The sequence below is a fragment of the Streptococcus respiraculi genome (assembly GCF_003595525.1).
Classification (GTDB): domain Bacteria; phylum Bacillota; class Bacilli; order Lactobacillales; family Streptococcaceae; genus Streptococcus; species Streptococcus respiraculi.
Genome location: NZ_CP022680.1, coordinates 396,354 through 421,025, shown reverse-complemented (window position 1 = coordinate 421,025; position 24,672 = coordinate 396,354). Strand labels below are relative to the sequence as shown.

22 protein-coding genes and 1 pseudogene are annotated in these 24,672 nt (G+C 41.8%); 6 read left to right on the top strand and 17 right to left on the bottom strand.

What is annotated here, in order from left to right; translation table 11 throughout:
- Positions 1–93: 93 nt before the first annotated feature.
- Positions 94–807: a 16S rRNA (guanine(527)-N(7))-methyltransferase RsmG gene (rsmG, locus tag CHF41_RS02005; RefSeq protein ID WP_119875798.1), complete on the top strand. Its 714-nt coding sequence runs from the start codon at positions 94–96 to the stop codon at positions 805–807.
- Between the two features lie 418 nt (positions 808–1,225).
- On the opposite strand, the gene CHF41_RS02000 is transcribed toward rsmG, so the two are convergent.
- The 11 genes from CHF41_RS02000 to CHF41_RS01950 all read right to left on the bottom strand — a co-directional run bounded on the left by CHF41_RS02000 (position 1,226) and on the right by CHF41_RS01950 (position 14,180).
- Entirely contained in the window at positions 1,226–2,059 is an 834-nt protein-coding gene (locus CHF41_RS02000; protein WP_420852854.1) for an energy-coupling factor transporter transmembrane component T family protein, read from the bottom strand.
- Positions 2,060–3,733: an ABC transporter ATP-binding protein gene (locus CHF41_RS01995; RefSeq protein ID WP_119875797.1), complete on the bottom strand. Its 1,674-nt coding sequence runs from the start codon at positions 3,731–3,733 to the stop codon at positions 2,060–2,062. It lies immediately after the preceding gene.
- 191 nt (positions 3,734–3,924) lie between these two features.
- On the bottom strand, positions 3,925–4,686 hold the full coding sequence (locus tag CHF41_RS01990; RefSeq protein ID WP_119875796.1) for a nucleoside phosphorylase: 762 nt from the start codon (positions 4,684–4,686) through the stop codon (positions 3,925–3,927).
- Between the two features lie 122 nt (positions 4,687–4,808).
- Complete coding sequence (gene trhO / locus CHF41_RS01985) at positions 4,809–5,795, bottom strand: oxygen-dependent tRNA uridine(34) hydroxylase TrhO (protein WP_119875795.1); 987 nt, start codon at positions 5,793–5,795, stop codon at positions 4,809–4,811.
- Positions 5,796–5,953: 158 nt separating this feature from the next.
- Complete coding sequence (locus tag CHF41_RS01980; protein WP_119875794.1) at positions 5,954–6,502, bottom strand: ECF-type riboflavin transporter substrate-binding protein; 549 nt, start codon at positions 6,500–6,502, stop codon at positions 5,954–5,956.
- Positions 6,503–6,522: 20 nt separating this feature from the next.
- Positions 6,523–7,371, bottom strand: a complete 849-nt coding sequence (locus CHF41_RS01975) for an SAM hydrolase/SAM-dependent halogenase family protein (RefSeq protein ID WP_119875793.1) — start codon at positions 7,369–7,371, stop codon at positions 6,523–6,525.
- Between the two features lie 139 nt (positions 7,372–7,510).
- The gene (locus tag CHF41_RS01970; protein ID WP_119875792.1) at positions 7,511–8,500 is read right to left on the bottom strand and encodes a lipoate--protein ligase; all 990 of its coding nucleotides are present in this window, start codon (positions 8,498–8,500) and stop codon (positions 7,511–7,513) included.
- 218 nt (positions 8,501–8,718) lie between these two features.
- On the bottom strand, positions 8,719–10,473 hold the full coding sequence (gene lpdA / locus CHF41_RS01965) for a dihydrolipoyl dehydrogenase (protein ID WP_119875791.1): 1,755 nt from the start codon (positions 10,471–10,473) through the stop codon (positions 8,719–8,721).
- Positions 10,474–10,662: 189 nt separating this feature from the next.
- A complete protein-coding gene (locus CHF41_RS01960; RefSeq protein ID WP_119875790.1) occupies positions 10,663–12,048 on the bottom strand; it encodes a dihydrolipoamide acetyltransferase in 1,386 nt (461 codons plus the stop codon).
- Between the two features lie 91 nt (positions 12,049–12,139).
- On the bottom strand, positions 12,140–13,135 hold the full coding sequence (locus tag CHF41_RS01955) for an alpha-ketoacid dehydrogenase subunit beta (protein ID WP_075105076.1): 996 nt from the start codon (positions 13,133–13,135) through the stop codon (positions 12,140–12,142).
- A 76-nt stretch (positions 13,136–13,211) separates the two neighbouring features.
- Positions 13,212–14,180, bottom strand: coding sequence for a thiamine pyrophosphate-dependent dehydrogenase E1 component subunit alpha (locus CHF41_RS01950; RefSeq protein WP_075105075.1), 969 nt, complete (start codon positions 14,178–14,180; stop codon positions 13,212–13,214).
- A gap of 231 nt (positions 14,181–14,411) precedes the next feature.
- On the opposite strand from CHF41_RS01950, the gene CHF41_RS01945 reads away from it, so the two are divergent.
- Positions 14,412–15,074 carry a trimeric intracellular cation channel family protein gene (locus CHF41_RS01945; RefSeq protein WP_119875789.1) on the top strand — a complete coding sequence of 221 codons (663 nt, stop codon included), beginning with the start codon at positions 14,412–14,414 and terminating at the stop codon, positions 15,072–15,074.
- Between the two features lie 169 nt (positions 15,075–15,243).
- On the opposite strand, the gene CHF41_RS01940 is transcribed toward CHF41_RS01945, so the two are convergent.
- The 3 genes from CHF41_RS01940 to CHF41_RS01930 are packed head-to-tail and all read right to left on the bottom strand — an operon-like array spanning position 15,244 to position 17,890.
- The gene (locus CHF41_RS01940) at positions 15,244–16,677 is read right to left on the bottom strand and encodes an ABC transporter ATP-binding protein (protein WP_119875788.1); all 1,434 of its coding nucleotides are present in this window, start codon (positions 16,675–16,677) and stop codon (positions 15,244–15,246) included.
- On the bottom strand, positions 16,641–17,300 hold the full coding sequence (locus CHF41_RS01935; RefSeq protein WP_119875787.1) for an energy-coupling factor transporter transmembrane component T family protein: 660 nt from the start codon (positions 17,298–17,300) through the stop codon (positions 16,641–16,643). Before CHF41_RS01935 ends, CHF41_RS01940 begins: the two co-directional genes overlap by 37 nt.
- Positions 17,297–17,890 carry an MptD family putative ECF transporter S component gene (locus tag CHF41_RS01930; RefSeq protein WP_119877115.1) on the bottom strand — a complete coding sequence of 198 codons (594 nt, stop codon included), beginning with the start codon at positions 17,888–17,890 and terminating at the stop codon, positions 17,297–17,299. The genes CHF41_RS01935 and CHF41_RS01930 overlap by 4 nt, the downstream gene beginning before the upstream one ends.
- A 254-nt stretch (positions 17,891–18,144) precedes the next feature.
- Between CHF41_RS01930 and CHF41_RS01925 the strand changes: the two genes are divergently transcribed.
- Positions 18,145–19,281 (top strand): DUF6287 domain-containing protein, encoded by a 1,137-nt coding sequence (locus CHF41_RS01925; RefSeq protein ID WP_119875786.1) that lies wholly within the window; start codon positions 18,145–18,147, stop codon positions 19,279–19,281.
- 129 nt (positions 19,282–19,410) lie between these two features.
- Here CHF41_RS01925 and CHF41_RS01920 read toward each other — a convergent pair whose 3' ends face one another.
- The gene (locus CHF41_RS01920) at positions 19,411–20,454 is read right to left on the bottom strand and encodes a glycerate kinase family protein (RefSeq protein WP_119875785.1); all 1,044 of its coding nucleotides are present in this window, start codon (positions 20,452–20,454) and stop codon (positions 19,411–19,413) included.
- Positions 20,455–20,583: 129 nt separating this feature from the next.
- On the opposite strand from CHF41_RS01920, the pseudogene CHF41_RS10140 reads away from it, so the two are divergent.
- The 3 genes and pseudogenes from CHF41_RS10140 to CHF41_RS01910 form a co-directional block, all read left to right on the top strand.
- Positions 20,584–21,222: pseudogene (locus CHF41_RS10140) on the top strand (restriction endonuclease subunit S); the annotation flags it as partial.
- Positions 21,223–21,390: 168 nt separating this feature from the next.
- On the top strand, positions 21,391–22,599 hold the full coding sequence (locus CHF41_RS10135; protein WP_167441284.1) for an ATP-binding protein: 1,209 nt from the start codon (positions 21,391–21,393) through the stop codon (positions 22,597–22,599).
- Positions 22,581–23,183 (top strand): hypothetical protein, encoded by a 603-nt coding sequence (locus CHF41_RS01910; protein WP_119875783.1) that lies wholly within the window; start codon positions 22,581–22,583, stop codon positions 23,181–23,183. The genes CHF41_RS10135 and CHF41_RS01910 overlap by 19 nt, the downstream gene beginning before the upstream one ends.
- Here CHF41_RS01910 and CHF41_RS01905 read toward each other — a convergent pair.
- Positions 23,180–24,103 carry a site-specific integrase gene (locus tag CHF41_RS01905; protein WP_119875782.1) on the bottom strand — a complete coding sequence of 308 codons (924 nt, stop codon included), beginning with the start codon at positions 24,101–24,103 and terminating at the stop codon, positions 23,180–23,182. The genes CHF41_RS01910 and CHF41_RS01905 overlap by 4 nt on opposite strands.
- Before the next feature lie 15 nt (positions 24,104–24,118).
- Complete coding sequence (locus CHF41_RS01900; RefSeq protein ID WP_240622963.1) at positions 24,119–24,664, bottom strand: restriction endonuclease subunit S; 546 nt, start codon at positions 24,662–24,664, stop codon at positions 24,119–24,121.
- Positions 24,665–24,672: the final 8 nt, after the last annotated feature.

Below are 24,672 nucleotides of genomic sequence, written 5' to 3'. Positions count from 1 at the left end.
CGAACCGTTCAGCAAGGTGAGTGAACGACGTCAGATTTTTATTTTGGATGAGTATGAGTTTTGCTTTTTTTATATTTGTGATAAGATAGAGATATGAAACCAGAAGAATTTTACACCGCCCTAGAAGCACAAGGCTATAGCCTAACAGATTTACAAAAAGAACAATTCGCCCTCTATTTTACCCGCTTGGTCGAATGGAATGAAAAGATTAACTTGACCGCTATCGTGGATGAGGAAGGTGTTTACCTCAAGCATTTCTACGATTCGCTAGCTCCTATCCTGCAAGGTTATCTGGTAAATGAGCCGATTCGTCTTCTTGATATCGGAGCAGGAGCTGGCTTTCCGAGCCTACCCATGAAAATCCTCTTTCCAAAACTAGACGTCACTATTATCGACTCACTCAACAAGCGGATTCAATTCTTGAATCGCTTAGCTCAAGAATTGGACCTAACCAAGGTTCACTTCTATCACGGGCGAGCTGAGGATTTCGCCCAAGACAAGAACTTCCGAGCGCAATTTGAGATCGCAACTGCCCGAGCAGTTGCCCGCATGCAGATTTTAGCGGAGTTAACCATTCCATTTCTCACAGTAAATGGAAAACTAATTGCCCTCAAGGCTTCAAGTGCCGAAGATGAGCTAACCCAAGCGAAAAATGCTCTAACCGCTCTCTTTGCCAAGGTCATCGAGAATGTAGACTATCTTCTTCCAAACGGAGACCCACGAACCCTGACCATTGTCGAGAAGAAGAAAGAAACACCAAACAAGTACCCACGTAAAGCGGGTATGCCCAACAAACGACCACTATAAAGCAAAAAGGGAGTGGGACAAAAATGGAGACAAGGACTTTTTATACGAAAACTACTTAAAAGGTGCAAAAAATCCCCCCTTATGTTATCCTAAGAGTGCATTTTTTGTTCTTGGATTGTTAGCTCGCCCCTAACAATCCTTTTTCATTTTCCTAGCTTAGAGGTAAGTTTGGTGGTTTTTTTAGGAGATAATAGGCTAATTTTAATAAGTGGTGTGCTATGGCAATGGTGGCTTTCTGTGGCTCTCGTCAGTAGAGTGGATTAGTGTGTCCCTCGGCAATCAAAGCCAATAAATCATCAACCACAAAGCCCTCACTAGGATTATACACCTAATGAGGGCTTGTGGGCTAGTTTTCATGTTTGGTGGGTGATTGCGAAGCAATCATGGGAGTCTGTCCCAGCCTCTTTCTAGTGTTCTATTATCCCCAAGGATTGTAAAAACGACCACCATTGATGACAAACAAGAATCCTGTTAGAAGCAGGATGCTGATTGCTAGGGCTAAGACTAGATAATCTTTTTTCCCCAGATCCTGATAGGTATACCAGGTTCGTTTTTTATTTTTTCCGAAGCGTCGCAATTCCATAGCTGTTGAAATAGTATCAATCCGTGAAAGTGAGCTAAAAATCAGTGGGATGACAAGTGCCAAATTTCCCTTGATTCTCTCCAACACCTTACCTTTTTTGGACAATTCAATCCCTCTAGCTTCTTGCGACATCCGAATAGTATAAAATTCCTCCTGAATATCGGGAATATAGCGCATGGTCAAACTGACCGAATAGGCAACCTTGTAAGAAATACCTAGTTGATTCAAACTTGACGCAAATTGGCTCGGGTGCGTCGTCATCAGAAAGATGACTGCAAGAGGAATGGTACAAAAATACTTCAAAAGTAGGTTCAAGAGATAAAAGAGCTCTTGACTGGTCAGCGTATAAGCACCAATCCCTGACCAGAGGACAGTCTTTGCGCCGTAAAGCTCCACTCCATATTCTGGTGCAAAGAGATAAACCATAAGCGCATTCATCACCGCAAAAATCGTTGTCACAATCAAGATAAACGACACATCCTTGAGCCGAATTTGCGACCATTTAAACAAGCATAAGGAAAGTATCGCAATGGCAAAGACCAAGCGTGTATCATAGGTCACCATGGCTGCGATTGATACAACGAGGAAAAAGACGAGCTTGCTAACGGCTGATAAGTCATAAACGAGACCATGACCAGCCCGATAGCCAATGATATTCATGCCTTTCATCTACTCTTTCCTTTCTCTTTCCATGTAAAATTGGGTCAAGGCTAGGGCGTCGACTCCTAGTTTTTCAGCTAAGTGGAAAATGCTGGTTTCTTTCAGATTCGCAGCCTGAATCACTTCCTGATTGGTCAGAATGTGCGCTGGGTTGTTATCTGCTACAATCTGTCCATCCACTAAAACAATAGCCCTATCAGAATAATCCAACATCAACTGCATGTCATGGGTAATCATGATAATGGTATGGCCTTGCTGGTTCAATTCATCAAGAAAATCCATGATTTCAGTATAATTTCGTTGATCCTGACCAGCCGTCGGCTCATCTAGTAAAATAATTTCTGGATTTAAGACCAAGATAGAAGCAATGGTCACCCGCTTTTTCTGTCCGAATGAGAGAGCTGAAATCGGCCATTTCCGAAAAGCATAAAGCCCACACGTCCGAAGAACCGCTTCAACTCTCTGGGTCACTTCTTCTTCTGAAACTCCTCGTAAGCGTAAACCCAGAGCCACCTCGTCAAAAATCATGGTCTGGCTGATCATCTGATTGGGGTTCTGCAAGACGTATCCGATACGCTCCGCCCGCTCCTTAATCGAATCTCCAAGAACAGACTGACCATCCCACAAGATATCACCTGAAACCGCAACAAACTGGCACAAGGCCTTAGCGAGAGTGGACTTTCCTGCCCCGTTCTTTCCGATAATGGCAAGGCGCTCTCCCCGACAAATAGAGAGGTTCACGTCCTTTAGCACTTCCTTATCACCATAGGCAACCCGTAGATGCTTGACCTCGACCAAGGGATTGTCCGCGTTTTCTTCCACAATAAGCTCTGGCAAGGCTTCGACTGGAACATCTGTCAAAGCTAGTTTTTCAATGCTCGTCACATCTGCTTCCTTGTCCAAATCATAGCCTAGCTGGCGCAGAGTTGTGATATAAAGAGGCTCTCGAATGCCATTTTCAACGAGCATTTCAGACCGAAGCAAGGCATCAGGCGCACCATTGTAAAGAATCCGTCCTTCATTGACCAAGACCAGACGATCCACCTGCCGATAGAGAACATCTTCCAAGCGATGTTCGATGATAATGGTCGTTGTTCCCTGCTCCTTGTGCAAGCGATCAATCAAATCAATCGTGTCCTGACCTGACTTGGGATCAAGATTAGCCAAAGGCTCATCAAAGAGCAAAATAGGACTTTCATCAATCAAGACGCCTGCCAAACTCACCCGTTGCTTTTGTCCACCTGATAAATCCTGCGGTCTTTGGATTAGTAAATCCCTCAAGTCCAAGCGTTCCGCCCAAGACCGAATCCGCTCCTTCATCTCTTTCAGAGCTGTCACATCATTTTCAAGAGCAAAAGCCAAATCCTCTGCAACACTGAGCCCGATAAATTGCCCGTCCGTGTCCTGCAAGACCGTGCTAACAAGAAGGGATTTTTCATAGATGGACGTATCAAAGGCATCTTTTCCGTCAATCCGCAGATTTCCTGTCTTTGTCCCTTGATAGATATTGGGAATAATTCCATTCAAGCATTGACCTAGGGTTGACTTCCCAGAGCCAGATGGCCCCACAATCAAGACTTTCTCTCCTTGGTAAATGGTGAGGTCAATCTCACGCAAAGTCGCTTCCTGCTGAGCATTGTACTTAAAACTAAAGTTTTCAAACTCAATGATTGCTTTTTTCATAAATGCTGTTATCTCATTTCTTCCGCAGTCCCTAGCCCTTGAGTACTTTCCCCCAGTGACTAGTGAAACGTTTTCTATCTTACTATTTTACCATAAAATCGACCTGAATTTGCATAGTTTTTTGATATGGGGGGTTATAGCTTTTGCAAAAGAAAAAGCTGGAATCATCCAGCCTTTATAATAGAACTCCTCTATAAGGTCAAAGCAAACTGAACCGCCAAATCTGCAACCTTATCTTTCTCGTCTAAATCCGCATCATTTGCAAGGGTTCTCATGTCCCACTCTTCCTCAGATAGATGATCTGCTGCATAGAAAAAATGAGCGATATCTACCCCACGAAAGCAAGCCAGAGCCGCCACAGCAGAACATTCCATATCGACACAAATCGCTCCGCTGTCTTTTCGCTTGCGCAATTTATCAATGGTTTCTCGATAGATTCCATCTGTCGTCCAGACCTTACCTGTCACATGAGAAATCTTCTTATCCTCTAAAAACTGGATGAAAGCTTGCTGAATATCGGTATTTAAAAGAATCTCATCACTTGCTTTCACATAGTGGTAACTCGTTCCCTCATCTCGAATGGCTGAAAGAGGCACAATGATGGACGTCTCAGCAATATCCTCATCAAGAACGCCGCAAGTCCCAAAAAGCACCAATTTTCTCATCCCTAAAGCAATCAAATCTTCTAAAACCGCTACACAAGCAGGAGACCCTACGGGTGCATTAAAAATGGCTATGTTTCTTCCCGCCACAACAATCCGATAAATCGGAATTTCCACATTTGCGATAGCTGTCGTAAAAAGCAACTCCTGTGGATAAGCTCTCAACAGACGATCAAAGGTCCCTCGAGCAAAACAGGACACCGCCACCTCTGGAAAGTCTGGCAAGGGAGCTATCAGATCCTCAGGATTAATAATGGCTAAGCGATTACTATCAAATTCTTCTAAAATCATAGATATTCTCCTCTTTCACTATTTTACCATAAAATCAACCTGAATTTTCATAGTTTTTGACATGGGAGGTTATAGCTTTTGCAAAAGAAAAGACTGGACATGTTGCCCAGTTCTTTTCATGCTTAATTTGCGATAAGTTCGTCAAGCGTTTCTCCGATAACCGCTAAACGTTCTGCGACTTCTTCACGTGTCAACTGGTGTTCAGCCACATAGCGATTGCGGGGGTGAACACGGCATTCGTGCGAGCAACCACGGAGGTATGTATGCTCGTTTTCTTCTGAGGTCAAGATACGGCGGTTACAGAATGGATTGCCACAGTTGACATAGCGTTCACATGGCGTTCCGTCAAACCAGTCTTTTCCGACTACAACAGGGTCTACGTGGTTGACATCAACAGCAATACGCTCATCAAAGACGTACATTTTTCCATCCCAAAGTTCGCCACGAACTTCTGGATCTTTTCCATAAGTCGCAATACCACCATGCAGTTGACCAACATCTTTGTAGCCTTCACGGACCATCCAACCAGAGAATTTCTCACAACGGACTCCACCCGTACAGTAAACAACCACGCGTTTGTCCATGAATTTTTCCTTGTTGTCACGGACCCATTGTGGCAACTCGCGGAAGTTGCGGATGTCTGGTCGAATGGCTCCACGGAAGTGCCCGAGGTCATATTCGTAGTCATTACGTGTATCAAGAACGACGGTGTTTTCATCCAAAAGGGCTTCCTTAAATTCTTGTGGTGAAAGGTAGGCACCTGTTGTTTCAAGCGGGTTGATGTCGTTGTCAAAATCATTGTCTTCTAAGCCCAAGTGCACGATTTCTTTCTTGTAGCGAACAAACATTTTCTTGAAGGCTTGCTCTTCTTCCTCGTCAATCTTGAACCAAAGGTCTTCCATACCAGGAAGTGAGTGGACATAGTCCATGTATTTTTGGGTCGTTTCATAATCACCCGAAACTGTTCCATTGATTCCTTCATCCGCTACAAGGATACGACCTTTTAAGCCGATTGATTTACAAAATGCTAAGTGTTCCGCCGCAAATTCTTGCGCATTTTCAATTGGAACGTATTTGTAATACAGTAAGACACGAATATCTTTTGCCATAAGATTTCTTCTCTCTTTTCTTTCTAAAAATTGTCTGAATTTTATCATTCAACTCTTCTATTATACTTTGTATCTACAATTGAAGGCAATTTATTTGACCGAAAATACGAAACAAAACCTGCTCAGGAATCACTGAACAGGTTATGAACAAGGAAGTTCTAATCTTTTGATAAGCTGTTGCTTTGCACTTGTGTCTTGGCATAGACTGCTAGTAAAATCGTTCCTGCAATCGCAACAGTAGCAGCATTGAGACTACCAGCTACCACTCCTTGGATAAATACTTTATTGGCTGGCTCATGGTAGACTAAGATGTCCAAAACAGGTGCGATGACACCCCAGACAAGGAGGTTCGCCACGATTTGCACTCCGTTGAACAAGACAATATCCTTGGTCGTAAAGGCACCTTCACTGATACGCAAGCGATTTTTCACGGTTCCAACAATCAAGCCGAAAACGCCTGATGCAAAAATCCATGACCACCAAGGACTGTAGGTGAGGGAATCTTTCAAGGCATGGCCGATAAAGCCAACTAAGAAACCAACGATTGGGCCAAAGAGAACAGCTAATAGAGACTGAACAGCATACTGGAGTTGCACTGACGTATTAGGGATAAAACCAACAGGAATATTGACGAGCAGGCTAATCACCACAAACAAGGCTGCTCCGACACCCGTTGCCACAACTGTTTTAATCGAATTATTTTTCATTGAGAATCTCCTTTTTCTTGCTAAACACTCATTTTCTTAATTTCAATATGCCAGTTTTGTCCGACACCAACATTATATGCCTTAGCAAATGAACCTTGATTGATGGCAAGACCTACACGGTAAAGGGAATTGATATAAAGCAGAGGCTGACCGATACGAACATCCGCAAAGGACTTGCCGTAGGTTACTTGGTTTTGGTAGACCAGCATATCATTGTTATAAATGGTCACTTCAAAGCGATCTCCAAAGGTTGGAGTGAGACTATAAAATTCCTCGCGGGTAATCGATGTCCAAAGAGAACCAAAGCGGACATCCAAGATGTCAATCGCACCCTTGACAAAGTCAGTACCGACTTCTGTTGGTACAGTTGGAATCTCAACAATATCTTCCACCTTGAGCTCAGGCCCTACTTCTTCGAAGCTAATATGACCAGACGCCAATTTTGCACCTGTATAGGCATATACATCACGACCATGGAAGGTATAGGAATGTTCCGTATTGGCACGGCGATTCGCCACTTCTGAAATCTCACGCACAGCCTTGATACCAACGTGTTGTTTGATGAAAGAAAGAGTCCCGTTATCAGGGGTCACGATGTAATGGTTTTGCTCAGTCAGCGCCACAACGCTCTTACGTTTTGATCCGACACCTGGGTCAACAACAGAGACGAAGGTTGTGCCTTCCGGCCAGTATTCTACTGTTTGAAAAAGACGATACGAACCTTCAAAGATATTGTAAGGGGTAATATCATGTGTCAGATTGTGAACGACCAAATCACGAGATTCTTGTAGCGCCACCCCAATCATGGCTGACACTGCTCCATCGACCAAACCGAAGTCTGATTGCAAAACAAGTAAATTATTTGACATAGTTTCTCCTATCGGTAAAATTACTCTTCTATCATACCAAAAACTCCCCTATTTGACTAATACCAAACCCTTATGAACAGCCATAGGCAGGAGCTATATAGTCATAAAAGAGGCTGGTTTCCCAACCTCCTATTCTCTCTTAAGCGACAATCGCTTTTGCAACTTCTTCTGTCGTCATACGTGAGAAATAGTGTGTCGTATCAATGGTTTGGAGTTTTTCAAGTACATCTGTATACTCGTAACGCGTACCAACCAACAAGTTCTCGATATCTGAGACATCTCCGATTCCAAAGAAGTCACCGTAAATTTTAATTGATTCAATGACTGATTTTTCTGCCTTGACATAGGTCGTGATTTTTCCTGCAGGATAACGGACGCTACGCTCAACAGTATATTCAGGTGTTTGACCGAATGTCCAATCCCATGTGCCAAATTGGCTATCACGGATTTCTTTGATACGAGCTAATTCATCCTCTGACAAGACGTATTCGTCCATGTCTGGGTATTCTTTTTTCATCTGGTCTAAAATGGCCTCTTTAAATTCCAAGACGGTCATTTTTTCTGGCAATTCGTTGTTAATATTGGTCACACGCGCACGAACCGATTTCACACCTTTAGACTCAATCTTATCCTTGCTGACTTTAAGCGCATCTCCCAAGACGGTCATATCAACATCAAAGAGCAGGCAACCATGGTGCATCATGCGACCCTTAGCGTAAGCTTGAGCATTCCCACAAATCTTCTTGCCGTCAATTTCAAGGTCATTACGGCCCGTAAAATCAGCCTTCACTCCTAAGGTTGCAAGGGTGTCAATCACTGGTTTTGAGAAGGTTTTGAAATCAAAGGCCCCTTCGTCTGCCTTATTGGAAATAATGGTGTAGTTCAAGTTGTTCAAATCATGATAAACCGCGCCACCACCTGACAAACGACGAACAACGTGGATACCGTGTGCGTCGGTGTATTCCTTGTTGATTTCCTGAATGGCATTTTGGTGTTTTCCAATGATAATCGCAGGCTCATTGATCCATAAGATAAAAATCTCATCGACATCCGTCAACTCCTTAAAAGCATAGGCTTCTAAAGCAATGTTATAGGCAGGATCGTTACTGTTGTTGATGATGTATTTCATAATGTACTCCTCATTTTTCATACTGTTCAAAAATTAAATCCTGACGTTGTTAACTCACCTTTCCGAACTCTAGTTCTACCTACGGTTCGTTGCCTAATCAGTCTTTAATTTCTATTGAGTATACTCAATATCTAGTATAGGGTAAACACTGTCAAAAGACAAGTGATTGGTATTACTCTATATGCAAGAAAAAGAGGCTTTCGCCCCTTTTTGCTTTCTTATTTGCGTTTTGGTGGGTTGTGAATGGCTACTCCCAAGACATCCAAGAAGGCTTCGTACATGACTTCTGAGAAGGTTGGGTGCCCGTGGATAGATGCTGCTACATCGTCCACTGTCAATTCTGATTCCATAATAGTTGCTGCTTCATTGATCATTTCAGCGGCTACTGGACCAATAATGTGAACACCAAGGATTTCATGGTATTTCTTATCTGCAATGACTTTGACAAATCCATGCGCTTCATTCGAAGCAATGGCACGACCATTTCCAGTAAAGCTACATTTACCAATCAAGATGTCATTTCCATATTGCTCACGTGCTTGGTCTTCTGTCAAACCAACCATGGCAATCTCTGGATGTGTGTAGACGGCTGCTGGTGTGAAATCCAATTTCGCTTTATGATGGTTTCCGTTAATCGCATTTTCAGCTGCTACTTCACCCATACGGTAAGCGGCATGCGCCAACATCTTAGTACCATTCACATCACCTGGCGCATAGATACCTGGGATAGATGTTTCTTGGTAGGCATTGACTTTGATACGTCCACGGTCCATTTCAAGGTTCAGATTTTCCAAACCAGCCAATTGTGGTACACGTCCGATTGAAAGAAGAGCTTTTTCAGATACGATTTCTGAACCGTCGTTCAACTTGATGGTCAATTGGTTGTTGGCTTCGATAATTTCTGATACACCAACAGAGGTCAAGAACTTCATGCCTTTCTTAGAAAGGACTTTTTGAAGTTCAACAGACACTTCACGGTCCATACCTGGAATGATCCGGTCTGCCATTTCCACAACGGTTACTTCTGTACCGTATGACGCATAGACAAGTCCAAGTTCCACTCCGACAACTCCACCACCCATAACAGTAAGAGTTTTTGGAATTTCACGAAGATCAAGGATATCATCTGAGGTCAAGACAAGTTTAGAATCGATACCTGGGATGTTGATGCGTGATACTTTTGAACCTGTCGCAAGGACGATGCTACGACCTTTGATGGTTTGGCTGCCGATTGTGACAGTCTTATCAGGGTTTACTTGACCAAGACCGTTGAAGATGGTTACCTTATTGGCTTTCAAGAGTCCTTGTACCCCACCTGTCAATGTTTTAACAACTGAGTTTTTGAAATCTACAGTCTTATCCATATCGATTGTATAGTTGGTTGAAGCAAGATTGATACCACGACCAGCTGCAATCTTCAAACCGTCAAGGATTTCTGCATTTTTAAGATAGGTTTTTGTTGGGATACATCCTTTGTTCAAGCATGTTCCACCAAATTCTGATTTCTCAACGATGGCGATTTTTCCACCTAATTGAGCACCACGAATCGCAGCGTAGTAACCTGCAGGACCTCCACCGACAACGACCATATCGTATTCGTCTGCTGCAAGTTCTGCTTTTGGAGCTGCGGGCGCTGCTTTTGGAGCCGCTGGCACTTCAAGTCCTGCTGCTTTCAAGTCTGCAGTTGCCTGAGCAACATCTGCTTTTGGAGCTGCACCTGCGTCCACCACTTCGCCTTCTGCACCGATGTAGCCGATTACTTCTGTTACAGGTACTGTTTCACCGTTTCCACGAACAATTTTTAGCAAGATTCCTGAATCTTCTGCTTCTAATTCCATGCTAGTCTTATCAGACATCATTTCTAGGATAACGTCACCTTCGTTAACCACATCACCTTCTTGTTTTTTCCACTCGATGATTTCACCTTCTTGCATGTCAACGCCAAGTTTTGGCATAATAATTTCAACTGCCATAATTATGATACAAAGAACGTCAAAATGCGACCGAATTTTAGAGTCCAACGTAGGATGGTTTATACCCAAGGAGGACTATCTAAATTCCGAGCATTTAGTTCGTGTTCAAATCCAACGAACTCGTTCTACATCCTTTCTTTATTTTGTTTAAAAGTTCTTCTACTGATAACCTATACTGTGATTTCGTACTCAAATCAACAATTCCAATGGATTCTCAAGTAAATTCTTAAGATCCACCATAAACTTGGCACCATTCATACCATCGATAATACGGTGGTCAATAGTCAAGCAGAGGGCCATAATTGGACGGATTTTGATTTCTCCATCAATCACAACTGGTGTTTGAACAGTTGAGGCAACACCGAGAATTGCTGAGTTTGGTTGGTTAATGATTGGGTTAAAGGTCTTGGTACCAAACATACCGAGGTTGGTAATAGAGAAAGTTGAACCAGACATTTCTGCCCCTTTCAACTTGCCTGATTGTGCTTTTTTGATGACATCTTTTGATGCGACAACAAAGTCAGAAAGGCTCATCTTGTCTGCACCATGTACAACTGGTACAACCAAACCGTCATCCAAACCAACGGCAATTCCAAGGTTGACAAACTTGTGCAACTCAATTTCTTGTGCATCGTTGATGAGGGAAGCATTCATGTAGCGGTGCTCTTCTTTCATCAAGGTACGAGTAACCGCTAGACCAATCAAATCTGTAAAGGTCACTTTCAAGCCTGTCTTGTTCATGATTGGCTCAAGAACTTGCTTGCGAAGCGCCATGAGGTTAGTCATGTCAATATCGTAGTTAAGCGTAAAGGTTGGTGCAGTAAGGTAAGAGTTGACCATTCCTTTTGAGATTGCCTTACGCATTGGGCTCATCTTGATGATTTCAACGCCTTCTGGCAATTCTTTGGCTGGTTTTTCTGCTGCCTTAGCTGGTGCTGCTTCGACTGCTGGTGATTGGCTAGCTGCGAGTGCTGCAAGTACATCTTCTTTTAGAATCTTGCCTTTGACACCTGTTCCCACGATATCTTCTAAATTGATACCCTTATCAGCAGCGATACGACGTGCAAGTGGCGTTGCTTTAGGAGCAGCACCCTTGAAATCTTCGACATCTGCCTTATGGACACGACCATTTGCTCCTGTTCCTGGAACAAGACCAAGATCAATATCTAAGTCTTTCGCTAATTTACGAGCTGCTGGTGTTGCACGCACTTTTCCTCCACCTTGAGGTTTTGCAGCTGGTGTAGGAACTGCTACTACTGCAACGGGGGCTACTTCAGCAGGTGCACTTTCTTGTGCTGGTGCAGGAGCTGAGCTTGCCACTACATCTACGCTTTCGCCTTCTGCTCCGAGATAGGCAATCACTTCTGTAACAGGCACGGTTGCGCCGTTCCCATGAACGATTTTAAGAAGGACACCTGAGTCTTCTGCTTCTAATTCCATGCTGGTCTTATCAGACATCATTTCCAAGAGAACGTCGCCTTCATTGACCACATCACCCTCTTGTTTTTTCCACTCGATGATTTCGCCTTCTTGCATGTCTACACCGAGTTTAGGCATGATAATTTCTATTGCCATGTAATCTTCCTTTCTGTTTTTTCCATTCTTTGTCCATTAGCAAACAAGGGAGCGACGGTTTGGAACTCTCCCAAAACCGTCTTTCTCGCTTTTACCCTTTGTTGACTTGTTTATAAATTGCAGCTTTAATCTTTTCAACGTTTGGCAATACTGCATTTTCAAGAATGTTAGCATAAGGAACTGGAACGTCGTCAGAAGCGATACGCACAACTGGTGCATCGAGGTAATCGAAGGCTTCACTTTCTGTGATAATAGAAGCAATCTCACCGATGAAACCACCTGTTTTGTAAGCATCATTGACAAGGATGACTTTCCCAGTTTTCTTAACAGAATTGATGATCAATTCTTTGTCAAGCGGAATAAGGGTACGTGGGTCAACCACTTCTACGCTGATTCCTTCTGCTGCTACTTCGTCAGCTGCTTGAAGCACACGTTCCAACATACGGCCGTATGATACGATTGTCACATCTGTTCCTTCACGTTTGATTTCCCCTTTTCCAAGTGGAATGTAAAAATCTGGGTCAAGGTTTACTTCTTCTTTCTTACCGTAAAGTGCTTTTGGTTCTAAGAAGATAACTGGGTTGTTATCGAGGATAGAAGATTTCAAGAGCCCCTTAGCATCGTTAGCTGTACCTGGTGCGACAACCTTGATTCCTGGGATATGAGTCAACCATGCTTCAAGTGATTGAGAGTGTTGCGCTGCTGATCCAATTCCTGAACCTGAAGCCACACGGAAAGTGACTGGTGTTTTCAAGCCACCACCAAACATGTAGTTGGTTTTTGCTGCTTGGTTGACAATGGCATCAAGGGCAATGGTGATAAAGTCCATGAAGGTCAAGTCAACAATTGGACGAAGACCAGTCTGAGCAGCTCCTACAGCTGAACCTGCAATCGCTGCTTCTGAGATAGGTGTGTCGCGGACGCGTTTTTCACCAAATTCTTCCAACATTCCAACAGAGGTACCGAAGTCTCCACCGTAGATACCTACGTCCTCTCCCATTAAGAATACGCGTTCATCCTTACGCATTTCCTCACTTTGAGCCAAGTTAATCGCTTCACGCAAGGCCATTACTTTTGTTTCAGTCATGTTTTTCTCCTAGAAAATATCAAATCTTAGTTGTTCCACTGGGGAACGTTTGCTGTTTCTTTCCTTGTTTGAAGGATTAGTCCACAAAAACATCTTCGTAAGCAATCGAAATGTCTGGATCTGGACTTTCTTGAGCAAATTTTACAGATGCTTCAACTTCTTCTGCAACCTGCGCCTCAATGGCATCCAATTCTTCATCAGTTGCAATCTTGTTTTCTGTCAAGTAAGCACGGTATTTTTTAAGCGGATCTTTTGCTTTCCAAGCATCCACTTCTTCTTTGGTACGGTAAACACCTGCATCGGCAGTTGAGTGTCCAAACCAACGATAAGACTCAACCTCAACAAGGGCAGGGCCATTTCCAGCACGAACATACTCAATGACTTCGTGCATTTTTTCGTAAACAGCTACGACGTCATTCCCGTCTTCTACGTAGTGACCTGGCATACCGTAAGCATCTGCACGTAGGTAAAGGTGAGGAATTTTTGTTGAATAGGTAATATCTGTTGAAATACCGTAACGGTTGTTGATAATAAAGAAGATAACTGGCAAATTCCAAACAGCAGCCAAGTTCATTGACTCATGGAAGCTACCTTCGTTGGTCGCTGAATCTCCCGAAAAGGCAATCACGATATTATCTGTTCCAAGATATTGTTGGCTAAGGGCCGCACCGACTGCAAGGGCGTAACCACCACCAACGATACCGTTTGTACCATAGTTTCCTTTTTCAAGGTTTGCCAAGTGCATAGATCCACCACGTCCTTTTGAGGAACCAGTAGCTTTACCTGCAAGTTCAGCCATCATGGCATTGATGTCAATTCCTTTGGCAATGGTTTGACCATGTCCACGGTGATTTGAAAAGATAATGTCTTGATCTGTCAAGTCCGCAATCGCTCCAACTGAAGCAGCCTCTTCTCCGACTGAGAAGTGGGTCATCCCTTGTACAAATCCACGGCGAACAAGTTTATTCAATTTCATATCCACATCACGGATTTGTTGCATTTTTAAAAACATGTCTAAATGTTTTTCTTTTGAAATAGATACCATATTTTCCTCCAAAGTAATTCTGTTTCCTCTCTATGATAATCCAAAAATTCACAAATAGCAAATAATTTAACCGCTTTTATATTTCATAGACTTATTCTAAAAAAGCGCATTTTATCCCCTTTTTTCATCATTTTCTGACTTTACTGCATTCAGGTATGTTCTTTTTTTCACAAACTTTTGTAAGCGTTGAACCTTCTGTTATTTTATGGTAAAATAACTGCGGAGGTTGCTATGGATTTCGATTTGTTTTTACTGATTTGCAACTACGTTGGTACCATCTCATTTGCCGTTTCTGGAACGATTAAAGGATTTAAGAAGAAACTCGATATTTTCGGCATTACACTACTAGCCACGATTACGGCAATTGGGGGAGGCGTCATTCGCGATACTATGGTCAATCAAGTCCCTGTTGCCCTTGTAGAGCCATCTTCAATCTATCTTTCGATTATTGTCTCCATCATCATGTACCTCTTTGTCATCATGAAGAAAAATGAATCACCGCGCGATAAAACCTTGTATCAATTTCTGAGCAAGACCAACCTGGTCTTTGATGCGATTGGACTCGTCATCTTTGCTCTCATTGGAGCAAGCACCGGGGTGGAACTGGGTTTGAATGGTATGACATCAGGTATTTTGGCAGCCCTGACAGGAGTAGGTGGCGGAATCGTCCGCGATTTGCTGGTCAATGAGACACCTGTTGTCTTAAAAGAAGATGTCTATGCTGTGCTGGCTCTTTTTACAGGGATTAGCTATCACATCCTTGTACTTGATTGGAAATTGGCACGAATCCCTGTCTTTATCAGCCTCTTTTTCATCTTCCTACTCATCCGCTTGCTTGTCATTAAATATCATATCAATTTACCGAATATGGAGAAACGCAAAACCCAGCACTAAATCCGTGCTGGGTTTCATTTTTATAGTGGACCGAGAAAGGAATAAGACAAGACAAGGCAAGGAGCTGCAGATAGAACTGGCGTTCATCAAAGCGACTTAACGATATCCTAACCTTTATTCATACTCGTCAAAACATTAAGAAGAGACTGGACTTTGTGACCAGCCTCGATTATGATTTCTTAAGTCCTGCTACATCCACCACTTTATCACAAACCCTGGCTAGCAATTCGTCATCGTGAGAGATGAGCAAAACTAGTTTGTTCTTTGCTTTTAACAGTTCAAGTTGGGTGGCTAGTTGTACCATTTGCTCTCTGTCAAGCCCACTTGAGGGCTCATCAAAGATGATGATGTCCTTATCGGCTATCAGGCTAGCTGCTATCATCAGGCGCTGCTGTTCTCCCATTGATAAGCTCATCGGATGACGAGAAAGGAGCTGTGACAGACGAAAAGCTTGAAGAACCTCTGAATCCAGCTCGTGAGTAGGGCAGCCCAAGGTCAATTCTTTCTCAACTCGCTCCGTGATTAACTGCAACTGCACATCTTGCATGACATAAGCCATTTTCGTAAGGCGTTTCCGAGCATTTAGTCTTTGCCCCTGCCAATAAACTGAACCTGTCTTGTCACCTTCTAGGCCCAACAAGGAGCGGGCAAAACTCGTCTTACCAGAACCATTTGCTCCGATAAGGCCGATAACCTGCCCTGGTGCTAACATGAGATGATCTAACTGATAAAGATAGTCGCCATTATTGTAAATATGGAAATTTCGTACTTCAAGACCTATTTGGTCATCCGTAAACGAGTGAGCTAATTCCCTCACACGTGCTTGATAAGTATCTAGACTTGCTGTCCGCAGACCCAATTCTGCTCGCTGTTGATCAGAATAAGCAAGAAACTCATGCGCAGGCAGATGTTCTACCAGCTTACCCTCATAAAAATACGCATAAGAATCCGCTATTTCGTTTAGATAGGCCAGTCGATGTTCTGCGATGATAAGCGTTTTTCCCTGCTGCTTTAGGGATTGAAGTAATTTCTGCACCCGCTCTACACCTGCTGTATCAAGATTTGCAGTCGGTTCATCAAAAATCATGATGTCTGTTCCCTGCATAGCTGCTGTGCTAATTGCCACGACCTGCTTTTGCCCACCCGACAACTTTTCCATGTCTTCATGTAACAAAGACGCTAGTTGAAATCGTTCTACTACCTCTGCCAATCGTTTTGAAATAACCTCTCGTGCCATTCCTTGATTTTCACAGGGAAAAACTAATTCTTGTAACACTTCTTGATGAAAAAATTGTGTCGCCGGATTTTGAAAAACAGACGCCACTTGATAAGCCAATTCTTCCACACTACTTTCTTGATAGGATAGGGGACCAATTCGCAAACTTCCCTCAATCTCTCCTTGATAATACTCAGGAATCAAGCCATTGATGAGATGAAGAACAGAAGACTTCCCCGAGCCACTCGGACCACATAAGACAAGACACTCACCCTTCTTCACTTGTAAAGATCCGATGTGACAGGCTATGTTCTGACTAGACGCATATCGAAGCCGTACGTTACGAGCTTCTAGTTGAATTTTAGGATAAGAAAGCTGAGACACCATACACAGATACTCCAATCTAGCCAGGTCCAACGGGAGTGGACAAACTCACTGGGTCTTTTCGTCACTGCTAGCCCCTTGGTCAAGGTAGCAATCGTCAAATCCTGCGCAGAGCGCAAAAGCGACATCATCAAGGGTACTAAAACGTATTCCAGATAGCGATGAGGTTGCAAGAGAATATCCCGTTTTCTCAAAAAAATTCCCCTCGTTTTTAAAGCCATTTGAATCAGTCGGACCTCTTTTTTAATCATAGGAAGAAAACGAAACATAACTCCCAAGGTTAGTAAAAAAGTCTCTGGCAAGCGCCACTTTCTAAGACCATGGATTAACTCATAAGCTGAGGTTGTCATAAGCAGAAAATGCCCAGCCATTAAGGGTACCCAGATATGGCTAAGCATAAAGGTAAAACGAAAAAGCCACATCGGAAGCAAATCTACCTGGCTCAACTGATAGACTATAAAATAGCCTAGCAAAGTCACAAACACCATTTTGATTCGTCCCACAAGAAGCCAACAAACTGCAATTCCTAATAGCAGATAAGCACGCTCCCAAGCCGTCACATGCAGACCATAGGTAACTCCTGCAAAAATGCTTAACAGAAACTTGCTTCTGGCATCAAATCTCATTGCAGCAACCCCGATTTTTTGAAGGATTTATCTACCATTTTTTGTCCTATAACAGCTCCAATCAAGGCCCCAACAATGATAGTTGCAGATAAGCCTAGCACGTTGGCAGGCGTGAAATCCACCATGACACGAGCGATATATTCCGCAGATTTCCCTCGCGCTAAAAGATTTGCCTCATAAGCATCTTTCATCAACCACATGAGAATGATTGGCCCTAAATTTCCAAAAGAAAAAACGATGAAACTCACAAGGTTAAGCCATTTTTGCTTGTATTGTCCCTGTCTTGCAATCACATCTCCTAAGATACCGAAAACTAGACTTGGCAAAAAAGCTGCTGTCATGTAGCCAGACATAAAAAAGAAGCAGGCCATAACGGCACTTACTAGACTAATTGAGCCAAATTTCCCGACTTTAGCGACCAAGAGCATATAAACTGGTCCACCTAAAATAGCTGAAAAAGCTGGTGCATACATCATATTACCCGAACGATCAAATAGAGCTGCCACCAAGGTCCCCAGGCCCACGCATAGAAAGTAGAGAGCCGCAAAAGCCCCTATCACCATCAAATCTTTCACTTTTAATTGCTTCATCATCTTCTCCACCATTACTGAGAATTCCTCATAAATCCTCTTTATTATTGCCTTTAGTATCTCTTCTTCAACGGGTAACACCCTACCAAGAAGAGCAAATTTTATCGATCTATTATCCAACAGGCATCGTTTTGACTATTATAACACGCTTTAAATTATCTGTAAATTTTAATATAGGATACTGGGCAGATTATCTGTATTTTTTGTGCTATAATGAAGTCAGTTATGCACCTATTCATACAAAGGAGAGGCCTATGAAACAGACTGCTAAATTATCACATATTGCTCTAATTAGCTTATTGACCGGTACACTACTGACTGCTTGTACGACCAACAAAACAAGTCAACCTAGCACACCAGAGCAAACAAGCCACTCAACAGCTACTTCTTCCGAAGTCAAAAAAACAACCCCAGAAGACGATAAAAAATCTTATGCCAGTGTCTTTGAAGACTATCAAAAAATACTCGAATACAGTGCTACCTATAATACAAACATCGCCCACATCCAAGAATTACTGGGCAGCCTAAATATCGAACTCAATTCTTGGGTAATCGAGAGTGCCCTATACTCTCCAGATCGCTTGCGCTATACTTTTCTTGATGTCAATCAAGACGGACAAAATGAGTTACTGGTCGGCTCCTTCCAACAGGATCAGCAAATTTTTCCAGTCGCTCTTTACTATTTAGATAACAAAACACCTAACCTCTTATCAGAAGGTTTTGTTGCTGGTCATGGCGGAGCTAGAAACGCCTTTAGGATTTATCAGAATGGCGATGTTGTTGCCGCTAGTTGGAGTTCTGGAACGGGAGAAGGTACCGCAACACTTTACCAATTTTCTGCAGATAGTACCCAACCGAAGCAAATCGATCAAAACGAATTTCAGCTTGGTCCAATTAAACTAGACCAGCTATGTGGCAAATCAAAAACAGAAGAGCTTGACTTAGTGGCTCTCAACTGGGCATCTTTTGAAACACCGCAAAAACCTGCATCTGCTACAGATACCGCTGGAAAAAGCATGGACATCAATGCCGTAGCAACTGGCGATTTCTCAAGTCTTGCAGGTACTTGGAAAAACGGCAAAGGAAGAGTTCTGACCATCCAAGCAGACGGAACAGTCAACTACCAAGATGTGCCAGATAGAAATTACTATGTCAATTTGAACTATGCCAAAATTGAGAATGGACAACTCATGGCTGGCATCCGAAATCCAAATGCTATGGCATCTGCAATTGTTTCAACTGTCTTTATCCCTAAAGGAGTTGCCATCACACCAATCGCAGAAAATGCAGAGGACCCCACCGACAAATCCAAAGACCGCCTCTTCTCGACTCAATACCTCATGCCCGCAGATATTCTCGCCCAAGAAGTCTTCTATCGGGTAGAGGACTAACTACCAAGAATTAGAAACAATAGCTAAAATAAAAAGGTTTCAGACCATTCTCCGAAAAAGACTGTTCTGAAGCCTTTTTTCATCCCATTGTTCAATGGTTAGCTGATAGCACCGATTTTTAACTTTCTTTTACAGAAAACGACTTCGAAGGATATTTTTCACTACAAAACGGACATTCTCTAAAGTGACTTCTTTTTTCATAGCCTTTTCCAGACAATAAACTCCTGTCTGAATCGAAAAGGTCGCTAAGAAATAATCGCCAAATTCCGTCACATCTGTCGCTACGCTACCGCAAATGGCGATTGTCGGAACACCAGCAGAACGGGCTACATCAGCTACACCTACAGGTACTTTACCATTGAGACTTTGACTGTCCAAGCGTCCCTCGCCCGTAATGACCAAATCTGCCCCTTGTATGGCTTGAGCTAGTCCAATTGCTTGCGCCACAAATGGAAAGCCTGCCTTCAGCTCTCCCCCCAAGACTACAAGTGCACCACCTAAACCGCCAGCTGCCCCCGTCCCTGGAATAGCTTGCAGATCAATTTCTAACTCTTCTTTTATCGTCTGCACAAAAGTAAAAGCTGCCTTATTCATCGCTTCTACTTGTGTTTGATTTGCTCCTTTTTGCGGACCAAAAATACGCGCATAACCTTCTGATCCAGCATAGACATTTCTCACATCTGTTAGACCAATAAGGTTGACTCGACGCAACTGCTCTTTGTCTTCTTCCGTCAGACTATCCAGTAAACCTCTGCCACCATCCGATGTTCCTGTTCCGCCTAATGTGAGGACGATTTCTTCACAAGAACGACTCAAAGCATTTCGAATCACAGCACCCAAGCCAAAACTGGTCGCCACCTCTACGGTTGCTGGTGTCGGATGTATCTTATCAATGCCAATCACCGATGCCGCCTCAATAAATGCCGTCTGACCCGACAAGAAATAGGAAGCCTCAATCGGACGCTCCAACAAATCCACAGTCGAAACAGAAATCAACTCCCCATCAAGTGCCTCGGCCAAAGCCTCCAAGGTCCCCTCGCCGCCGTCTCCGATTGCAAAAGTCGCCACCTCCGTTTCTGGAAGAACTTCCTCCACCATTTCCTTGACCGCCTGGTTTAACTCCGCAGAAGTCGCTGCCCCCTTAAACGAATCGATTGCACTCACTATTTTCATCTGATTACCTCACTAGATAGCTACAATTTACCATTATTATAGCAGAGTTTGTGAAGTGTAGGTATGTAAACATCGGAAATAACAAAGAGAATAATTAACAAAAGCACCCAATGAAGAAAGAGTTCGAAAATGCTTATGATTGGGAGAGAAAATCTCCAGTGGAGGTTTTCTGCGATTTTCTACATACAGGAAAAAATCAGCGGAAGTTGGAGGTGCTTTAAGACACAACAATTAGTACTCAAACATCACTTTAAAGAGTTCGAAAATGCTTATGCTTGGGAACAGCGGAAGCTGGGGGACGTTGCTGATATTTGTGGAGGAGGAACTCCAAGCATTAACGTTTCAGATTATTGGGATGGCGATATAGATTGGTATACTCCTGCTGAGATTGGTAAACAGATTTATCTCGAAGGCAGTGAAAGAAAAGTTACAAAGTTCGGTTTTGAAAAAAGCTCTGCCAAAATGTTACCAGTTGGAACTGTTCTTTTTACTTCAAGAGCAGGTATCGGAAACACAGCAATACTGCGAAAAACAGCGTGTACTAATCAGGGATTTCAGTCTATTATTCCTCATGAAAATAAACTTGATTCTTACTTTATTTTCTCCAGAACACCAGAACTGAAAAAATATGGTGAGGCAGTTGGAGCCGGTTCTACTTTTGTCGAGGTCTCTGGAAAGCAGATGGCGAATATGGATATTTTGATGCCATCCCTATCTGAACAGAAACAAATTGCGAAGTATTTTACTCATCTCGACCGCCTCATCACCCTTCATCAGCGTAAGTTTTTCTACTTATTTGGCTACTTTTTGTATGGGACATCAAAAATTTTCAATATTATTTTTAAAAAATTAGAAAAAGACCCAAAAATAGTTCGTTATTTCCAAATATTTGAAAATAATTTGTATTTGGGTTATACTATATCTGAGGTAACTATTATGAACTATATTCAAAGACCATTTTATTTGGAGTTTCTTAGAAGACATCGAGACCGTCAAATTATCAAGGTAGTAACTGGTGTCCGACGTGCAGGTAAGTCCGTTCTTTTCCAACTTTTTAAAGAGGAACTGTTAAAAGAAGGAGTGAACGAAAATCAAATTATATCCATCAATTTTGAGGACCTGAGTTTTTACGACTTACGTAACTTTAGGGCATTGCATACTTACATAACAGAATTATTGGTAGAGGATAAAAAATATTATATCTTTTTAGACGAAATTCAGCATGTTGAGCAATTTGAACTAGTAGCAGATAGTTTGTTTATTTCTCAAAATGTAGATCTCTATTTGACTGGATCAAATGCATATTTTATGAGCAGTCAGTTAGCAACAAATTTGACAGGTCGGTATGTTGAAATAGAGATTCTTCCGTTATCATTTGAGGAATATCTATCCGGTCAAAATATCCCCGAGCACAAGAGCAGAATAGAATGGTTTAATGATTATCTATTTAGCGCGTTTCCTTATTTGCTTCAAACATCGTCTTACGCTGAAAAAATCGACTATCTAAGAGGAATATATCATTCTATACTCTTAAATGATATTGTCACACGATTAGGGAATCCAAATCCTACTATAATCGAGCGCATTGTACGGACTCTTCTCAGTAGTGTAGGAAGCCTAGTATCGACTAATAAAATCCGTAATACCCTCATTAGCCAAGGCGTTTCCTTATCCCATGCTACTTTGGAAAATTATTTAACAACATTGACCAATAGCTTACTTTTTTATGCCGTTCCACGCTTTGATGTGAAAGGCAGAGCCTTGCTACAGCGGTTGGAAAAGTATTATCCTGTTGATTTAGGATTTAGACGTCTCTTGTTGCCAGATCACAAAGAAGATATCGGCCATATATTGGAAAATATTGTTTATCTGGAGTTGAGACGTAGATACTCTCAAGTTTATGTTGGCAATATCGACAAATATGAAGTTGACTTTGTGGTTGTAACCGATTTTGGTCATTATGCTTATTATCAAGTAAGCGAAACAACGCTTGCTCCAGAAACATTGGACCGAGAACTTCGACCGCTAGAGGCCATTAAAGATCAATTTCCGAAATTTCTTCTAACAATGGATACCATTCAGCCATCTGCAAACTATAATGGTATTCAGAAAAAAAATATTATAGATTGGTTACTAGAAAGATAAGAATTAGAAATTCAAGAAAACCATGCAATCTAAATAGAATTTTTAGTTGTAAGACTAGCGCTTGGGAACAGCGGAAGCTGGGAAATATTCTTCAAGAGAGTAATATTCGTACATCGAATTTTATAAACAACCCATTATATAGTTTAACTATCGAAAATGGTGTCACTCCAAAGACAGAACGTTATGAAAGAAGTTCACTTGTAACAAAAACAGAAGACTTATTTAAAGTAGTTAAACCAAATGAGTTTGTTACCAACCCTATGAATCTTAGATTTGGAGCACTTGGATATAATAAAAATGCCTTTAATGTAGCTGTTTCTGGATATTATGATGTGTTTTCGATTGACGACAATAAATGTAGTGGATTTTGGAACGCATACTTTAAAACTCCTAAAACTATGAAAATTTTTGATGATGTCGCTACCGGTTCTCTTGTCGAAAAACGTAGAGTAAAATATTCTACTCTCCAACAGTTAGACCTCTATATGCCGAATGCTTTAGATGAAAAAATTCAAATCGGAAGATGCATGAATCAAATCGACCGCCTCATCACCCTTCATCAGCGTAAGCCTTCTTTGTCTTAACTCAAGCCTGACAGGTAGCGCATAACCAAGTCGTTATCCTGATTTTCAAGCTCAGTGATGACATGCATATAAACCTTTTGCGTTGTAGTAATAGAAGAATGCCCCAGTCGCCTAGATACACTTGCAATAGATACTCCTGCATACATTAAAAGAGACGCATGAGTATGTCGCAACCCATGTATTGATATCACTGGTACCCCTACGTTCTTGCAATGCTTCTCCAACCATTTATTTGGTGTTGAATTACAAATTGGACCGTTTACAAAAATAGGCATATCTTCTGGTATGTCTTTTATTAATTGCTGGAATTGCATACTTAATTGCCAATCAATCTGGACTTTTCGTATTGAAGACTTGTTTTTAGTTGGTAAAAATCCACCTTTACCCTTGTAATCCCATGTTTTCGTAACAGATATGTTTTGTTGTACGAAATTGAAATCAGACGGAGTTAGTCCAAGAGCTTCCGAAAATCGCAATCCTGTTTTGGCAATCAGTAATATTAACCAATCCCAATTGATCTGCAGTTCTAAATTCAAGTCAGCTAAGACACTATGTAAATCAAATTGGTTCAAATACTTAACCTTCTTTATTCTAGGTGCCTTACCTTTAAAAATAACTTTTCTTGTCGGATCTCTATCAACTAACCCTTCATCTACCGCATCTAGTACTGCTCCTTTAATCTGATGGTGGAAATCAATAACCGTTTGCCTCTCATGCGTTTGTGCATATTGATTTAATATTTGCTGGTAAACCGTTCGATCGAGTTCACATAATTTCAGATTCGGTACAATAGCTTTTAAGTGCTGGTAATTGTTTTGATATTTTTCAAGGGTAACAGGACGAACTGCTCCTTCTTTAAATAATTTTGTCCATTGTTGAAAATAGTCATGTAATAAGGTTTCTCTTGTAATTTTATTCATATATACCCCTTCTTGTTATGGCTTACGCTGATGAAGGGTGATGAGGCGGTCGAAGTTAGAGAAATACTCACCGATTTTTTGTTGTTCAGCTTCAGTCGGAATAAAAATATTTTGATTGTCCAAATCATTTTTATTAAGATTCCCAATAGCTCCATTACCACCTGATACAAATAAATCAATAAATTTCTTATACCAAGAGGAACTCATAGAAGCATTGATAAAATATGGATATTTAGTTGAAGCAATTAACATAAATCCACCATGAACAATTGGTTCATCAGCGATTTCTTTTATAATTGCATGTTTCCCTACAAGTCTTGATGAACCATTTGCAGAAGTGATAAGAATATCATGCTCTTTTGCATAACCAATATTCACTACATTATTTTTCACAAAAACATCATCATCTTTTAAAACAAATCTATCTTCATCTATATTAGAGGAACGTAAAACGCGAACACCATCTTTACATATATCAGATGGTTTGTAGGTCAATCCTCTACTAGTTATAGCTACCTCCGAAAACCTCCGCTGTTCCCAAGCATAAGCAAAAAAGACCAAGAATTCTC

Coding starts and splice junctions, on each gene's coding strand:
- rsmG (WP_119875798.1), top strand. CDS start 94: ATGAAACCAGAAGAATTTTACACCGCCCTAGAAGCACAAGGCTATAGC.
- CHF41_RS02000 (WP_420852854.1), bottom strand. CDS start 2,059: ATGAAAGGCATGAATATCATTGGCTATCGGGCTGGTCATGGTCTCGTT.
- CHF41_RS01995 (WP_119875797.1), bottom strand. CDS start 3,733: ATGAAAAAAGCAATCATTGAGTTTGAAAACTTTAGTTTTAAGTACAAT.
- CHF41_RS01990 (WP_119875796.1), bottom strand. CDS start 4,686: ATGATTTTAGAAGAATTTGATAGTAATCGCTTAGCCATTATTAATCCT.
- trhO (WP_119875795.1), bottom strand. CDS start 5,795: ATGGCAAAAGATATTCGTGTCTTACTGTATTACAAATACGTTCCAATT.
- CHF41_RS01980 (WP_119875794.1), bottom strand. CDS start 6,502: ATGAAAAATAATTCGATTAAAACAGTTGTGGCAACGGGTGTCGGAGCA.
- CHF41_RS01975 (WP_119875793.1), bottom strand. CDS start 7,371: ATGTCAAATAATTTACTTGTTTTGCAATCAGACTTCGGTTTGGTCGAT.
- CHF41_RS01970 (WP_119875792.1), bottom strand. CDS start 8,500: ATGAAATACATCATCAACAACAGTAACGATCCTGCCTATAACATTGCT.
- lpdA (WP_119875791.1), bottom strand. CDS start 10,473: ATGGCAGTTGAAATTATTATGCCAAAACTTGGCGTTGACATGCAAGAA.
- CHF41_RS01960 (WP_119875790.1), bottom strand. CDS start 12,048: ATGGCAATAGAAATTATCATGCCTAAACTCGGTGTAGACATGCAAGAA.
- CHF41_RS01955 (WP_075105076.1), bottom strand. CDS start 13,135: ATGACTGAAACAAAAGTAATGGCCTTGCGTGAAGCGATTAACTTGGCT.
- CHF41_RS01950 (WP_075105075.1), bottom strand. CDS start 14,180: ATGGTATCTATTTCAAAAGAAAAACATTTAGACATGTTTTTAAAAATG.
- CHF41_RS01945 (WP_119875789.1), top strand. CDS start 14,412: ATGGATTTCGATTTGTTTTTACTGATTTGCAACTACGTTGGTACCATC.
- CHF41_RS01940 (WP_119875788.1), bottom strand. CDS start 16,677: ATGGTGTCTCAGCTTTCTTATCCTAAAATTCAACTAGAAGCTCGTAAC.
- CHF41_RS01935 (WP_119875787.1), bottom strand. CDS start 17,300: ATGAGATTTGATGCCAGAAGCAAGTTTCTGTTAAGCATTTTTGCAGGA.
- CHF41_RS01930 (WP_119877115.1), bottom strand. CDS start 17,890: ATGAAGCAATTAAAAGTGAAAGATTTGATGGTGATAGGGGCTTTTGCG.
- CHF41_RS01925 (WP_119875786.1), top strand. CDS start 18,145: ATGAAACAGACTGCTAAATTATCACATATTGCTCTAATTAGCTTATTG.
- CHF41_RS01920 (WP_119875785.1), bottom strand. CDS start 20,454: ATGAAAATAGTGAGTGCAATCGATTCGTTTAAGGGGGCAGCGACTTCT.
- CHF41_RS10135 (WP_167441284.1), top strand. CDS start 21,391: ATGAACTATATTCAAAGACCATTTTATTTGGAGTTTCTTAGAAGACAT.
- CHF41_RS01905 (WP_119875782.1), bottom strand. CDS start 24,103: ATGAATAAAATTACAAGAGAAACCTTATTACATGACTATTTTCAACAA.